The organism is Anoxybacillus pushchinoensis (assembly GCF_900111795.1).
GTDB lineage: Bacteria > Bacillota > Bacilli > Bacillales > Anoxybacillaceae > Anoxybacillus > Anoxybacillus pushchinoensis.
Genome location: NZ_FOJQ01000011.1, coordinates 1 through 14719 on the forward strand (window position 1 = coordinate 1; position 14719 = coordinate 14719).

Annotated in this window: 23 protein-coding genes; 9 read left to right on the forward strand and 14 right to left on the reverse strand. The window is 40.0% G+C overall.

Annotation, left to right across the window (positions count from 1 at the left end):
• Together BM213_RS04685 and BM213_RS04690 are read right to left on the reverse strand one after the other, a co-directional pair.
• A partial coding sequence (locus tag BM213_RS04685) for a DUF4372 domain-containing protein (protein ID WP_143091176.1) occupies positions 1–226 on the reverse strand: 226 nt, incomplete at its 3' end.
• A 204-nt stretch (positions 227–430) separates the two neighbouring features.
• Entirely contained in the window at positions 431–679 is a 249-nt protein-coding gene (locus tag BM213_RS04690) for a hypothetical protein (protein ID WP_004890569.1), read from the reverse strand.
• Between the two features lie 249 nt (positions 680–928).
• Between BM213_RS04690 and cspD the strand changes: the two genes are divergently transcribed.
• A complete protein-coding gene (cspD, locus tag BM213_RS04695; protein ID WP_003398931.1) occupies positions 929–1129 on the forward strand; it encodes a cold-shock protein CspD in 201 nt (66 codons plus the stop codon).
• Positions 1130–1242: 113 nt separating this feature from the next.
• On the forward strand, positions 1243–1521 hold the full coding sequence (locus tag BM213_RS04700) for a DUF2564 family protein (protein WP_091701472.1): 279 nt from the start codon (positions 1243–1245) through the stop codon (positions 1519–1521).
• A 32-nt stretch (positions 1522–1553) separates the two neighbouring features.
• Here the strand turns inward: BM213_RS04700 and BM213_RS04705 are convergent, their stop codons facing one another.
• Together BM213_RS04705 and BM213_RS04710 are read right to left on the reverse strand one after the other, a co-directional pair.
• The gene (locus BM213_RS04705) at positions 1554–1742 is read right to left on the reverse strand and encodes a zinc-finger domain-containing protein (RefSeq protein WP_035018664.1); all 189 of its coding nucleotides are present in this window, start codon (positions 1740–1742) and stop codon (positions 1554–1556) included.
• Positions 1742–2401, reverse strand: a complete 660-nt coding sequence (locus BM213_RS04710; RefSeq protein WP_035018665.1) for a ribonuclease H family protein — start codon at positions 2399–2401, stop codon at positions 1742–1744. The genes BM213_RS04705 and BM213_RS04710 overlap by 1 nt, the downstream gene beginning before the upstream one ends.
• Positions 2402–2510: 109 nt before the next feature.
• Here BM213_RS04710 and BM213_RS04715 point away from each other — a divergent pair, with 109 nt between their 5' ends.
• Entirely contained in the window at positions 2511–3194 is a 684-nt protein-coding gene (locus BM213_RS04715; protein WP_091701475.1) for a queuosine precursor transporter, read from the forward strand.
• A 60-nt stretch (positions 3195–3254) separates the two neighbouring features.
• Positions 3255–4151 carry a DMT family transporter gene (locus tag BM213_RS04720; RefSeq protein ID WP_091701477.1) on the forward strand — a complete coding sequence of 299 codons (897 nt, stop codon included), beginning with the start codon at positions 3255–3257 and terminating at the stop codon, positions 4149–4151.
• Here BM213_RS04720 and BM213_RS04725 read toward each other — a convergent pair.
• Positions 4146–4616, reverse strand: coding sequence for a divergent PAP2 family protein (locus tag BM213_RS04725; protein WP_091701482.1), 471 nt, complete (start codon positions 4614–4616; stop codon positions 4146–4148). The two genes, BM213_RS04720 and BM213_RS04725, sit on opposite strands and share 6 nt — an antisense overlap.
• A gap of 67 nt (positions 4617–4683) precedes the next feature.
• On the opposite strand from BM213_RS04725, the gene sspL reads away from it, so the two are divergent.
• Complete coding sequence (gene sspL, locus BM213_RS04730) at positions 4684–4815, forward strand: small, acid-soluble spore protein L (RefSeq protein WP_035018667.1); 132 nt, start codon at positions 4684–4686, stop codon at positions 4813–4815.
• Between the two features lie 24 nt (positions 4816–4839).
• Here sspL and acnA read toward each other — a convergent pair whose 3' ends face one another.
• Entirely contained in the window at positions 4840–7548 is a 2709-nt protein-coding gene (gene acnA, locus BM213_RS04735; protein WP_091701483.1) for an aconitate hydratase AcnA, read from the reverse strand.
• Positions 7549–7717: 169 nt separating this feature from the next.
• Here acnA and sspO point away from each other — a divergent pair, with 169 nt between their 5' ends.
• Entirely contained in the window at positions 7718–7867 is a 150-nt protein-coding gene (sspO, locus tag BM213_RS04740; protein WP_004890592.1) for a small acid-soluble spore protein O, read from the forward strand.
• Positions 7868–7884: 17 nt separating this feature from the next.
• On the opposite strand, the gene BM213_RS04745 is transcribed toward sspO, so the two are convergent.
• A complete protein-coding gene (locus BM213_RS04745) occupies positions 7885–8145 on the reverse strand; it encodes a hypothetical protein (RefSeq protein ID WP_091701486.1) in 261 nt (86 codons plus the stop codon).
• A 113-nt stretch (positions 8146–8258) separates the two neighbouring features.
• Between BM213_RS04745 and BM213_RS04750 the strand changes: the two genes are divergently transcribed.
• Complete coding sequence (locus BM213_RS04750) at positions 8259–8402, forward strand: small acid-soluble spore protein P (RefSeq protein WP_003398946.1); 144 nt, start codon at positions 8259–8261, stop codon at positions 8400–8402.
• 78 nt (positions 8403–8480) lie between these two features.
• Positions 8481–8918, forward strand: a complete 438-nt coding sequence (locus tag BM213_RS04755) for a DUF2621 domain-containing protein (protein WP_003398947.1) — start codon at positions 8481–8483, stop codon at positions 8916–8918.
• A gap of 74 nt (positions 8919–8992) precedes the next feature.
• Here BM213_RS04755 and BM213_RS04760 read toward each other — a convergent pair whose 3' ends face one another.
• From BM213_RS04760 to yneA, 7 genes are all read right to left on the reverse strand, one after another.
• Complete coding sequence (locus BM213_RS04760) at positions 8993–9349, reverse strand: response regulator (RefSeq protein ID WP_091701488.1); 357 nt, start codon at positions 9347–9349, stop codon at positions 8993–8995.
• A 26-nt stretch (positions 9350–9375) separates the two neighbouring features.
• On the reverse strand, positions 9376–10080 hold the full coding sequence (locus BM213_RS04765) for a cytochrome c biogenesis CcdA family protein (RefSeq protein ID WP_091701491.1): 705 nt from the start codon (positions 10078–10080) through the stop codon (positions 9376–9378).
• Between the two features lie 112 nt (positions 10081–10192).
• The gene (locus tag BM213_RS04770; RefSeq protein ID WP_091701496.1) at positions 10193–10405 is read right to left on the reverse strand and encodes a YneF family protein; all 213 of its coding nucleotides are present in this window, start codon (positions 10403–10405) and stop codon (positions 10193–10195) included.
• Between the two features lie 119 nt (positions 10406–10524).
• On the reverse strand, positions 10525–12528 hold the full coding sequence (gene tkt / locus BM213_RS04775; protein ID WP_091701500.1) for a transketolase: 2004 nt from the start codon (positions 12526–12528) through the stop codon (positions 10525–10527).
• A 146-nt stretch (positions 12529–12674) separates the two neighbouring features.
• Complete coding sequence (locus BM213_RS04780; protein ID WP_003398954.1) at positions 12675–12905, reverse strand: DUF896 domain-containing protein; 231 nt, start codon at positions 12903–12905, stop codon at positions 12675–12677.
• 23 nt (positions 12906–12928) lie between these two features.
• On the reverse strand, positions 12929–13609 hold the full coding sequence (locus BM213_RS04785; RefSeq protein ID WP_091701503.1) for a YneB family resolvase-like protein: 681 nt from the start codon (positions 13607–13609) through the stop codon (positions 12929–12931).
• Between the two features lie 20 nt (positions 13610–13629).
• Positions 13630–13932: a cell division suppressor protein YneA gene (gene yneA / locus BM213_RS04790; RefSeq protein WP_091701506.1), complete on the reverse strand. Its 303-nt coding sequence runs from the start codon at positions 13930–13932 to the stop codon at positions 13630–13632.
• Positions 13933–14080: 148 nt separating this feature from the next.
• On the opposite strand from yneA, the gene lexA reads away from it, so the two are divergent.
• Positions 14081–14698 carry a transcriptional repressor LexA gene (gene lexA, locus BM213_RS04795; RefSeq protein WP_091701509.1) on the forward strand — a complete coding sequence of 206 codons (618 nt, stop codon included), beginning with the start codon at positions 14081–14083 and terminating at the stop codon, positions 14696–14698.
• The last annotated feature ends 21 nt before the right edge of the window (positions 14699–14719 follow it).

Consider the following 14719-nt stretch of genomic DNA (forward strand, 5'->3'; position numbering starts at 1 on the left):
ATCCCGTTGCTCGTTGTAATTCTTCTAAAAAGACAGCGTCACTCAACGCCCGTAAACTCTCGGTTTCATGGAGTTGGGCATACAAAAGCAGTTTCATAAATGAAGCCATATAAAGTTTCTTGGTATAGTGATTTAATTGATGTGTTTTCACTAGGTCATCAAATAATGGACGATTAATCGGTGAAAACCATTGTTCAAATGATGTTTTTCGTGTAAACTTATCCATGGTTTTGTCCTTTGTATTGGATTTGGATGGTTTACTACCACCCAACCATTATAAAGGATTTTTTTGTGTTTGGATTATATTTCAGAAAATTCGGTTTATTTAAAGGTGTTAAATTATTTTAATGCGACGCTAGTGAATTGTTTTCTATAAAAAATTCATCTATTGACGACTATAACATAAATAAAGCCCAGACTTTACTGGACTTTATTCATACACATGATGAGAAGGGATAATATAATCGACCGAAATCACAGGCAAATCGTGCTGTTCAACTGAGGCTACAATTAACCCCTGCTTGCTTACAATGCCGAATTGTTCTTTTTGTTGATTAAATGCTGCTTCACCAAATGCTAAAATTGTTTGATATAACTTTTCTTGATCGACTTTTTGCTTCCGTACATGATTGCTTAACTTAATGATCACTTCTTTTCCACGAATTTGACCACGATACATACCGCTCACTCCCTTTCTATACTGCTTACTGTTAATGTTATGCACTTATTACAAAAATCCTCCTCTAAAAAAATTTTTTGAAAAAATCGCCTTTTTGTCTTGACTCTTCCTCATCATTCGTGTATAGTCTAATTATCATCTAACTGAATATATGTCCTGCACCGACTTGGTTGCTGTGAGTATATTCCGTTATATGAAAAATTTTTTCATTAGCCTGTTGGCTAAAAGGTATTAGGAGGATTCAGTATTATGCAAAACGGTAAAGTAAAATGGTTTAACAACGAAAAAGGTTACGGATTCATCGAAGTTGAAGGTGGAGACGATGTATTCGTACACTTCACAGCAATCCAAGGTGAAGGCTACAAAACGTTAGAAGAAGGTCAAGCTGTTTCTTTTGAAATCGTTCAAGGAAACCGTGGCCCTCAAGCTGCAAACGTAGTGAAATTATAATCGTCTGAGATGATTCATATATAGCTCGACGAAAAGACCAGCAATATGCTGGTCTTTTTTGTTACATACTCTCCCCTCCCCACACCAATACTATAAAACGAGGAGGGATAACGATGACACAAAATCCAAAACATCCGCATGTTCAGTCAAATAGCGTATTTACTAAAATCGAACATGCGCATTTAGCAGTTGAATCAGCAAAAAAGATGGTTGCAGCGGCAACGATGAGTTTAGACAGTCACACTTTCGATCACGCAAAACAAGCGATCGAAAATGCAAAAGAAGCGATCGCACGCGCTAAAACAAACATCGAGGATCCACTGCTATTACAATGTGAAAAGGAATTAGCAGACGCATATCATCAATTATCAGAAACGATCCACCACACGTAATGATGAGGTGTCCCGTATCTCGGGGCACCTTGTTACGTTTTTTGTTTCACAAGCAACTGACCGTATTGCTTCATTTTTTCTCCTATTGTACATGTTTGGATGCAAAACGATTGTGCATATAATTTCCCGTATTCTTTACGGAGTGCACGTTTTACAAAACACTCCTCACAATACGTGTCAAATAATTCATTTATTCGAAGTAACACATCTTTTCGATTCATCATTCACGCTCCAATTGTATTGTACTTACAATTATCTTCCCACGAAGAGCTTGTGTTGCTAACTGATCTGCTTCACTATTTTCTTTTCTATTAATGGGTTCATAAATTGGAGAAATACGAAGCTTTTTCATTTTTTGCTCAATTCGCTCCACCCATCTCCCCTCGTCTGAAAATACAGGCCAATCATTAGACAATTGATGCAATACAACATGCGCATCCCCACGGAATACAACAGGCAAATGATGAACACCGAGATGCTCGATTTGTTCGAGTAAAAAATAAAAGGCTGCATACTCTGCTTCATTATTTGACTGCAATTCGTCTAACTGCGCATTTGCTCGCCTACGAAATTGTGCACCGTTTTGTTTATAATAAATCACGATTCCAATTCCTGCTTTTTTTGATTGACGATCATAACCGCCATCAAAATAAGCAATCACGTCGTGCGGCTCCGTTTCAATTTCTTTCATAAGCTTCATTAACTCCTTTTTCGTCCAAGCCACACCACTTGCATCATAAAATAAAAGTTGTTTCACTCTCCCTGTTCTTTCTATATCCTCTGCAAAAAATAGAGCCTCTGTCACTTCCATCTCTGTTGATGTCCACACCATTTCCTTTTTCTTCGGTGTTACATATGTCCATTCCATAAAAACCTTCATATGTCACTCACCTTTTCTTTTTATTTTATTATAACAGTTTAGACAAAAAATGATGTCAGTTGTATAATATCGCTTGTGTCTTTATATTTTCATACGAGGAGGGATCACGATGTTTAACGAAATACTCGGTCTTTTTTCTGCCATCGTCACATTTTCACTTGTGTTGCTCATTTATCGTTTCTTCGGTCGCTCAGGTTTATTCGTATGGATCGGCTTTTCTACTGTCGTTGCTAATTTACAAGTCGTCAAAACCGTTGAATTGCTTAGTATGACAGCTACACTCGGAAACGTCATGTACGGAACCGCCTTTTTAGTGACTGATATTTTAAGTGAAAAATATGGAAAAAAAGAGGCGCAGAAAGCCGTTTGGCTTGGCTTTTTCACGCTCATTTCTTTAACGGTCGTGATGCAAATTGCCCTATCATTTAAACCACACTCAAGCGACTTTGCTCAGCCAGCATTAGAAACGATTTTCGGTTTATTACCACGCATCGCACTTGGAAGTTTGCTTGCTTTTTTCATTAGCCAGTCACTCGATGTTTACCTATTTCACTGGCTTAAAAAGAAGTTTCCGCGCGATTCCCAACTCTGGATTCGCAATAATGGAAGTACAATGATTAGCCAATTGGTCGATACACTCGTTTTTACATCCATTGCATTTCTCGGTGTATTTCCGTTGCATGATTGGATACAAATTTTTATGACAACATATGTACTGAAATGGATTGTTGCAATGTTGGATACGCCTTTTGTATATTTTGCAAAAAAAATATCTCCAAAATATACAGAATAATGGTAAAATGTTGTATGAGACTTCGGTCTTATACAACATTTTTTTGTAAAGGAGAGTCAAATGAAATACAAAGCTGATATTAGTTTATTATTTGTTGCATTTGTTTGGGGTGCTACGTTTGTCATCGTTCAAAACGCCATTGCTTTTTTACCTCCGTTAATGTTTAATGGCGTACGTTTTGCGATCGCTAGCGTACTGCTATGGGCTTGGGTGCTTATCTTCGAACGTAAACCTCTCGATCGACAACTTATATGTGCTGGGTTTATGCTCGGTGTTTGGCTATGTCTTGGGTATGCTCTTCAAACGATTGGTTTATTGTATACGACTTCATCAAAAGCGGGATTCATTACCGGATTAAATGTTGTTATCGTTCCTTTCCTTTCATTTATCATTTTAAAGCAAAGACCTTCGTTTAACGCCGTTGTCGGAAGCATACTCGCTACATGCGGACTATATCTTTTAACCGCAAGCGGAGATATGTCGATCAATAAAGGAGATGTGTTCGTCTTTTTGTGCGCTATCGCTTTTGCGCTACATATCGTAACGACAAGCATATATGCAACAAAATTTTCACCTATCCTACTAACAACGATTCAAGTTCAAACAGTATCCATCATTTGTTTTATATGTTCATATTTGTTTGAAGACTGGTCTCTTATTCCACTATCCACTTTTTTTGAATTTGATGTGTGGCTGGCTCTACTCATTACCGCACTGTTCGCAACAACGATTGCTTTCTTTATTCAAACGCATTTTCAACAATATACATCTCCAACACGTGTTGCTTTAATTTTTGCTTTAGAACCTGTTTTTGCGGCTCTAACTTCATATATATGGAATGATGAACGTCTCCAACAAGCAGCTTTATTTGGTGCTGTACTTATTTTATTAGGAATGATTTTATCTGAACTTCCTCAACATATATGGCAAAGAAAAAAGAGCGCTCGTCTGTCATAGCGAGCGCCTTCGTCTGCCGATTACATATGATAATCCACCTGTAACGATGCCGAGAAGTGCCCCACCAACCACTTCAATCGGTTGATGACCGAGCCGCTCGCGCAACAACTCCTCTTTTCGGTCCAACTTTCCGTCGTCTTGAGCACCTTTTAACCGTTCGATTTCCTCAGTTAATTCGTTCACACGAATAGCTAACTCTCCTGCTTGATGACGCACTCCTTGGGCGTCATACATAACAATTAAACCAAAAATGGCTGCAAGGGCAAAATCTATACTATGCACCCCTCTTTTTAAAGCAACATATGTGGCAAGGGAGGCAACACCCGCAGAATGTGAACTTGGCATGCCTCCCGTTTCAAAAAAAAGCGACCAATCCCACTTTTTCGTTTTTCTTTTCGTCAATGGAATTTTTAAAAATTGGGCTAAAGCAATGGTACACAATGCTGTTTGAATGGCTCGATTCATGTCACCGCCTCCTCTTATATATATTTTTTGAAAAAGACGGATACAATATGCGCAGGAGGTGGACATGATGAGTAAAAATAACGGAAGAAATCGTGGGCAAAACGCTCCGAGCGTCAATCCACAAGGATATGATGCCACATTTACCCCTGATCCAAAAAGTGCATTAGAAAACGCAGCGAAAAAGACAAACACAAAATAAAGAAGAGAGCAGATCGCTCTCTTCTTATCGTTTTAACTTCTCACGCAATACCATCGGCAAAATTCCACCATGACGGTAGTAGTCAATTTCTACTTCGCTATCGAAACGAACAAGTACTTCAAACTCTTTTTTGTTACCTTGCTCATCCGTCGCTGTTACTTTTACGTAGTCGCGCGGTTTGACGTTTTCATCAATATGCACTTCAAATACTTCTTTACCTGTCAATCCAAGCGTCTCAGCATTTTCCCCTTCTTTGAATTGGAGTGGTAACACACCCATAAGCACAAGATTTGAACGATGGATACGTTCAAAGCTTTCCGCAATAACCGTTTTGATACCGAGCAAGTATGTTCCTTTTGCCGCCCAGTCGCGCGAACTTCCCATACCGTAGTCTTTACCAGCAATCACAACAAGACCTGTTCCATCTTGTTTATACTTCATGCATGCGTCGTAAATCGACATGACTTCGCCTGTTGGCCAGTATGTTGTATATCCACCTTCTGTACCCGGAGCAATTTGGTTACGAATACGGATGTTTGCAAACGTACCGCGCATCATTACTTCGTGGTTACCACGTCGAGAACCGTACGAGTTAAAGTCTTTCGGATCAACACCTTTAGAAATTAAATATTGTCCTGCTGGCGTGTTTACACCGATCGATCCAGCTGGTGAAATATGGTCTGTTGTAACAGAGTCGCCAAATTTACCAACTACCCGTAATCCAGTAAGTGGTTTTACTTCTTCCACTTCTGGCGATAATCCCTCGAAGAATGGTGGATTTTGAATGTACGTTGAATTTTCATCCCATTGATAAAGCGGCTCGTCCGTCGTTTCAATCGCGTTCCATCGCGCGTTATCGTCGAATACTCGCTCGTATTCTTTACGGAACAATTCTGGTGTCACCGTCTTTTTCACAACTTCTTTCACTTCTTCTGTAGATGGCCAAATGTCGTTAAAGTACACATCATTGCCGTTTTGATCTTTACCGATCGGATCATTTAACAAATCGATGTCGACTGTTCCGGCAAGCGCATATGCTACGACAAGCGGCGGTGATGCTAAATAGTTGCCTTTGACGAGCGGATGAATACGCCCTTCAAAGTTTCGGTTACCAGACAATACGCTCGTGACAAGCAAATCGTTTTCGGCAATCGCTTTTTCAAGCTCCGGAGCAAGCGGACCAGAGTTACCGATACATGTCGTACAACCGTAACCAACGATATTAAAGCCAATTTGCTCTAGGTAAGGGAGAAGACCTGAATCTTTTAAATATCCTGTGACGACTTTCGAACCAGGTGCAAGTGATGTTTTTACGTATTTTGGTACTTTCAATCCTTTTTCTACCGCTTTTTTCGCCACTAAGCCTGCACCGATTAACACATATGGGTTAGACGTGTTTGTACAGCTTGTAATCGCTGCAATCGCGATCGCACCTGTTTTCATTTTTACTTCTTCGCCGTTTAACGTGACTGTGATTTCTTTATCAAAATCTGCTTCAGTCAAGCCAAAGCCTTGATTTCCTTGCGGGGAAACTACGGCTTGACGGAACGATTCTTTCATTTTTGAAAGTGGAATTAAATCTTGTGGACGCTTTGGTCCAGAAAGATTTGGTTCAATTTCTGATAAGTCAATTTCAACGACATCTGTAAATACAGGTTCTTGTGCATCTGGAGTATAGAACAAGCCGTTTGCTTTACAATATGCTTCAACGACTTGAACATGTTGCTCGTCACGACCTGTTAAACGCAAGTAATCAAGTGCCTCTGCGTCAACAGGGAAGAAGCCACATGTCGCACCATACTCAGGCGCCATGTTTGCTACTGTTGCACGATCGGCTAATGGCAGCGTCGCAACACCTGGGCCGAAAAACTCAACGAATTTACCGACAACACCTTTTTTTCGAAGCACTTGTGTTACTTTTAACGCAAGGTCTGTCGCCGTTGTACCGTTTGGCAATTTTCCTGTTAAACGCACACCGATTACTTCTGGTACTGGGAAATAGGAAGGTTGTCCGAGCATACCTGCTTCTGCTTCAATTCCACCAACACCCCAACCTAAAACACCGATGCCGTTAATCATTGTCGTATGGGAATCTGTACCTACAAGTGTATCCGGAAACGCTTCGTATTCACCGTTTTCTCCTTCAACAACGTGAACAACATTTGCTAAATACTCTAAGTTTACTTGATGCACAATGCCTGTTGCAGGTGGGACAGCGCGATAATTACTAAACGCTTTTTGTGCCCATTTCAAAAACTTGTAACGTTCTGCATTGCGCTCAAACTCTAAATTCATGTTATATTCGAGCGCATCTGCTGTTCCAGCTTTATCAACTTGAACAGAGTGGTCAATAACGAGATCAACAGGAATTTCGGGGTTGATTTCATACGGATCTCCACCAATGTCTGCCATCGCTTTTCTCATTGAGGCCAAATCGACGACAGCGGGAACACCTGTAAAATCTTGCAAAATTACACGAGATGGTTTAAACGGGACATCTACATCTTTTAATTCATTCGTTCCCCATTTTGCCAAATTCTCAACATGTTCCCTTGTAATAACCCGTCCATCAACTTGACGAAGCACTGATTCAAGAAGCACTTTAATAGAATACGGAAGGCGTGATACATTTCCGATTCCTGCCTCTTCAAGCGCTTGTAAGCGATAGTAATGGTATTTTTTTTCATTTACCTCGAACGTAGAACGCGCTTGGAATACATCATTTTTCACCATTATGTATTACCCCCTTCTAACAAGTCATCTTCTCCCAAACCCACAAAATTCCTACGCTTTTATCTTAATACAATGCTCTACATAAGTAAATAATAATTGTTTATAAGTTTCAGATAAATGCATATTTTTTTGTTCTCTTTCCAACAATAGTTGTAGGAGGTGAAAAAAGATGGTAAAAAGAAAAGCAAATCATGTTATTCCCGGCATGAATGATGCGAGCGCACAAGGAAAAGGTGCCGGCTACAATGAAGAATTGTCCAATGAACCACTCACAGAAGCTCAAAAACAAAATAATAAAAAACGAAAGAAAAATCAATAATCCCGCTTGAAGCGGGATTATTCATACATGTTCACTTCTTCGACAATCTCTTGCAAATCATGACGAAATTGTTCAAGCTGTTTGCGTTGTTTTTCCGAAGCTACTTCAAGCGCATTATTAATTTGTTCAAATGCCTCATTGACTTCTTGTTTTAGGTGATGCAGCTGACTCCCATAGTCTGCATCACTTTTCACCAGATGATCATACCATTCTTTTGCCTCCATTGTTCCTTGTTGTGCAGCTTCAAACGCCTGTTGCTTATTTTTATGATAAGGCATCGCTTTCACTCCTCTCTTTTTGTTATTATCGTGCCTATTCATGAACGAAATATGCATAAATCCCAGTGATCGTGCCATCATATGAAGGAAATGAAGAAAAGGAGTGTACCTAAATGAACAAAAATACGGGAAAAGATATGCGTAAAAATGCACCGAAAGGAGATAACCCTGGACAGCCAGAACCGCTTAGCGGATCGAAAAAGGTCAAAAACCACAACCACACCCGCCAAAAACATAACTCAAGTCATGACATGTAAAAGAGCTGATCACAACGTCAGCTCTTTTGCTTGATTCCGTCCTTATTTTTTTACATAATAAACGTTGAGGTGGAATATATGCTAACAGGTTGGTTTTTATGGTTTATTTTATTTTGGGTTATTTTTCTTCTTGTGACGATGTCAATTGGTGGTTTTTTTATGTTTCGGAAATTTTTAAAACGTTTACCGAAAGAGGATGGGAAATCTGAATTAGACTGGCAGCAATATTACATTGATCAAACACGTCATCTGTGGACTGACGAGGAGAAAGCACTACTTGAAGATTTAGTTCGTCCTGTCCCCGAATTGTTTCGTGATGTTGCCCGTCAAAAGATAGCTAGTAAAATTGGAGAATTAGCTTTACAAGAACAGGCAAATCGAATTACGGAAGATTTAGTTGTCCGCGGCTATATTCTCGCTACTCCAAAACGTGATCATAAATTTTTAATTAAAGCACTCCGCGATAAGCATATTGACTTTACAAAATACGAACATTTATTGACAAAAAAAAGCTAATCCTTTCTTTACCGAAGGATTAGCTTTTTCGTTTATCTCACAATCAATCGGGTCAATTATCCTTTATCCTCTTGCTACAACACACGTCGGATTGCTTCGATGACACGGCTTTCATCAAATGGTTTTACAATAAAATCAACCGCTCCCGCTTCGATCGCTTCAACGACCATCTTTTGTTGCCCCATTGCCGAGCACATAATAATTTTTGCTTGTGGATCACGTTGTTTAATTTCCCTTACAGCCTCGAGTCCGCTCATCACCGGCATCGTAATATCAAGCGTCACCACATCCGGCTGTAACTCCATGTAAAAATCGACAGCTTCTTTCCCGTTTTCTGCTTCCCCAACTACTTCATGATTCGCTTTTTTCAAAATATTTGCTAACGTCATACGCATAAATTTCGCGTCATCGACGATTAAAATTCTTGCCATTTCCTTTCCCTCCACACCCTAAAAAACTAAAAACCTGTGAATCCTCCGAATATATTCGTCATATAGATCGTTATTTTTGTCATCCAATCAAAGAACAACACGATACCCATTCCTACCATGACATACCCACCTATTTTCATCAATTTGACATGATGTTTTCGAATCCAGTCCATTTTTCCAATAAAAAACGATAAAAGTAAAAATGGTAAAGCAAAGCCTAGTGAATACGCCGTCATATACACTACACCTAAACTTGGGTTTGTCGCCGCCAAAGAGATGACTGATACTAAAATCGGCCCTGTACACGGCGTCCAACCGGCAGCAAACGCTATTCCGATAAGAAAAGAACCAATGTAGCCAGACGGTCGATGTTGAAAAGATAAACGACGATCGGTCATTAAAAACTTCGGCTTAAAGACGCCGATAATAACAAACCCGAAAAATACCATCAATATTGCACCAATTTGACGAATGAGATCTTGGTATGTATAAAAAAAACGGCCTAGAATGGACGTACCAAAACCAATTGCAATAAAAATAAATGAAAATCCGAGCAAAAAAAATAACGTATGTAACAAACTTCTTCTTTGTAGCAATGCATAGTTTGATTTCAAATCACTAACTGAAATTCCCGTAATATATGACAAGAAAGCTGGATAAAGCGGCAAAGAACACGGAGAAATAAACGAAAGCACACCTGCCCCAAATGCGACAAGCAGTTGAACGTCCATATGATTGGCACTCCATTTCTTTTTATTTTCCTATATTTTATCAAAAAAATACAAATGCGAGCAACAGTTTCTTTCCATGCGAAAAAAGACACTCATCGAGAGTGCCTTACTTTTATTTTAATTGATTATTCATCGCTTTCATCACTTGATTGATTTTCTTTTGCGATGGAGTCATCCCCATTTGCATCATCATTATTCGGATCATTTGCTCATTAATTGGTGGATTTTTTTTCAAGTAGTTCATCATTGTTTTACGCGCAATAAAAAATCCAAGCGCAACGCCAGCAGCAAGCGCTACAATGCCTACTAAAATCATTTCCCACATATTTTTTCCTCCTTCATGTTGTCTACACTACACTATACTAAACAATAACGGTTTGTACAATATGTTCAACAAAAAATCTTTATTCGATAATAAAACGGGGAGTCCCTCTCCCCGTTTTATTATTTGTTCAATAATGCTTTGACGCGCGCAACGACATTTTCCACTGTAAATCCATATTCTTGCATAATTTTTTCTCCAGGTGCGGAAGCGCCGAAACGATCGATAGCTAAAATATCTCCCTCATCGCCTGTATAACGCTCCCAACCAAGAGATGCGCCCATTTCAATGGCAAGACGTTTTTTCACACGTTTTGGAATGACGCTTTCTTTATACTCAGCTGACTGAGCCTCAAAACGATCCCATGAAGGCATGCTCACAACAGAAACATGGATGCCCTCGTTCGCTAACACTTTCTGAGCCTCTACCGCCAAGCTAACTTCTGAACCTGACGCAAGCAATAATGCTTGTACCTCTCCTTGCGCTTCAGAAACGACGTAAGCCCCCTTCTTCACTCCTTCGTAAGCACGCTCAGCTGTCGTAGCTAGCGTAGGGAGATTTTGACGTGTCAATACAAGTGCTGTCGGACGATCCGTAGACTCTACTGCCAAACGCCATGCTGCCGCTGTTTCGTTCGCATCTGCCGGACGAATGACGCATACATTTGGCATCGCTCTTAATGAAGCGAGTTGTTCAATTGGCTCATGCGTTGGACCATCCTCACCAACAGCAATGCTATCGTGCGTAAATACATATGTGACAGGCAATCCCATAAGTGCAGCAAGTCGAATGGCTGGACGTAAATAATCTGAAAAGACGAAGAACGTACCACCGTACACTTTTACACCGCCATGGAGCGCCATACCATTTAACGCTGCGCCCATCGCAAATTCACGTACACCAAACCAAATGTTACGACCTTCATAACTTCCAGGTAAGAAGTCTCCTGCTCCTTTAATCAACGTTTTATTTGAACCTGCTAAGTCTGCGGATCCACCTAAAAATTGTGGCACAACTTTTGCGATAGCATTTAATACTTCTCCAGAAGAAGCACGTGTTGCTAGACTCTTCCCTTCAGCATATACAGGCAACGCTTTTTCCCAACCTTCAGGAAGTTTACCTTCAATCGCCATGCGCAATTGTTTTGCTAAATCCGGATACTCCTTCTCATATTCAGCAAACAGCGCATTCCACTCTGCTTCTTTTTTCTCGCCAGCCTCTTTTACGACTTTTTCAAAATGAGCATATACTTCATCTGGAACGTAAAAATCTTCTTCAAACGTCCATTTGTATGCTTCTTTTGTTAACTTAATTTCATCTTTACCGAGCGGAGCGCCATGTACATCCGCTGTTCCCGCTTTGTTTGGTGAGCCGTAGCCAATCGTTGTCTTTACCTCAATTAACGTTGGACGTTCTAAATCTTTTTGAGCTTCAGCGATGGCTTGAGCAACTTCTTCAATATTGTTGCCGTCTTCTACGCGAATGTACTGCCATCCATACGCTTTAAAGCGTTGCTCTACGCTTTCCGAAAACGAAAGATTTAATTCCCCATCTAATGAAATATCATTTGAATCATAAAGCACAATGAGACGGCCAAGCTTTAAATGCCCTGCTAGCGAAGCAGCTTCTGCAGAAACACCTTCCATTAAGTCACCGTCGCCACAAATGGCATATGTAAAATGATTAATGATTTCGAATTTGTCCTTGTTGTATGTAGCTGCTAAATGACGCTCTGCCATTGCCATTCCGACAGCCATCGCAATCCCTTGACCAAGCGGTCCAGTCGTCGCTTCTACCCCTGGTGTATGACCGTACTCCGGATGTCCCGGTGTTTTGCTTCCCCATTGACGAAACTGTTTAATGTCTTCCATCGTAACGTCATAGCCACTTAAATGAAGCAAGCTATACAATAGCATCGAACCGTGTCCTGCTGACAAAACAAAGCGGTCACGATTAAACCATTTTGGATTACGTGGATTATGGTTCATAAACTTTGTCCATAATGTGTACGCCATTGGTGCAGCTCCCATCGGCATTCCCGGGTGCCCTGAGTTCGCTTTTTCAATCGCATCGATCGACAATGTACGAATCGTAGCAATCGATAGTTGTTCAATCGTATGTGTCATCGTCTTCATCCTTTCGTTTGTAAACATTCTCATCTTTTATGATATAGAAAAGTGCGTAAAATGTACAATGCTTCACAACATTTTTTTTGACAAACTGACGAAAAAAAGAGAACATCTATATTAGTATGTTCTCCACAATATGCGCATTAATGCAGTCGTTTTTTCTTGCTTTCCTTTAATTTTTTTGGGGTGACATCATTTCCATTAGGATCAATGACTTTTACATGATGCAATGTTTCGATCATCGACGCACGGAACGCCGCAATATACTCCGTTCGGAGTTGCAATTGTTCTTGTTTCTCTTCATCTGTCAAACCTTCTATTTTTGCTTTTTTAGCTAATGCATTAATTCGTGCGATTTTTTCAGCAGATAACATCCATCTCATTCCTTTGTACGAAATTACTTTTCATCCGTATCATCATACAAAAATTTTTCATCGTTGACAAGCTGTTCATATTCCTTATATCGTCGATGAACGGTCGCTTTTGATACATCGTATCCAAATGAGCGAAGCATAGCAGCAATTTCAGCAAACGTTAAACCATTTTGTCGTAAACGAACAATATCTTCCATTGGCACGTCTTTTCGATCTCGTCCAGCATGTTCGCCAACGTTTCGCAAATTATTTTCCGGTCGATAGCCATTTTGAACAGCTCTTTGCATCCCACGTTTAATTTTTAAGTTATGTATTTTTCTTTGATACTCCTCTACAATGCTAATGATTTCTAAAACCATTGAGTCCGCTTCCGATAACTGAAGCTCTCCGCGATGGCTTACTGTATAGACGCGAATACCTTCTTTTTGTAAACAACGAAGAAGCGCAATTTTTGCATTTCCTCGTCCAAGTCTTGTTTCATCTTGAACAAGAACGACGTCAATACGATGTTGTTTGATTGCATCGAGCAGCTCCATAATTCCTGCGCGTTCAATGTCGTAACCACTTGCCTGTTCTTCAATGATCTTGATCACATTCATTTCGTATTCCTTAGCAAGTTGCTGAAGCTCTTCTTTTTGTCTTTGCAGCGATGTTTCTTGTGCCTCTTTTGTCGTACTTACACGACAATAAATAATCGCGTTCATTCGCCATCCCTTTCTACTGACTATTGTTTGTTAGCGACAAGCTGGTTCTCGCCATTTGATTTTAACACAGGGATCACGATTTTTTCACCAACAATTAATCGGTCGTCTGAACGTTTATTCACTTTCATTACCCATTCAATGAACTGTTGCCGTGACAATTGATGTTCATGTTTATATTGCTCTGCAAGCTCCCATAGTGTATCGCCAGCTGATACCGTAATCTCCACATATTTTTCTTTATCAACAGATTGTGTGACATGCACAAATGCCCATACAAACAAAAAGCTAAATAAGATCATTATTACATAATGTATTTTGCTCATCAAACCTACCCCCTTAGAACATTTGTTTGCATTTATGATAACGAGAACTTTTGTTCGTGTCAACTATTTTTTCGAACTTATGTTTGTGTTAACATGTGAATTTATGTTATAATATGGGCAAAGATTGAAAAGGAAGAGGTGTATAAAGATGGCGAAATTATCAAAACGGCAACAACAAATTTTGGACTTTATTAAACAAGAAGTTCGCGCAAAGGGGTATCCACCATCGGTGAGGGAGATTGGGGAAGCGGTCGGTTTAGCATCGAGTTCTACCGTCCACGGACATTTAGCTCGTTTAGAAAGCAAAGGATTCATCCGTCGAGATCCGACCAAGCCCCGTGCCATTGAAATTTTAGATGATCATGAATCCATCCCAAAAACAAACGTCATCAACGTTCCAATCGTCGGAAAAGTCACAGCTGGACAACCAATTACCGCAATAGAAAACATTGAAGAATATTTCCCTCTTCCGGAACGATTCGTTTCACCAGATGATCAAGTATTTATGTTGCAAATTGTCGGAGAAAGCATGATTGAGGCTGGTATTTTAGATGGGGATTACGTGATCGTCCGCCAACAACAAACGGCCAATAACGGGGATATCGTTGTAGCCATGACAGAGGATAACGAGGCGACAGTAAAGCGCTTTTTTAAAGAAAAAGACCATATTCGCTTGCAACCTGAAAATTCATCCATGGAACCGATCATCGTCCAAAACGCTACCATCCTAGGGAAAGTCATAGGTGTATACCGAACTATTCACTAACAATATTAAATTCAGTACAAT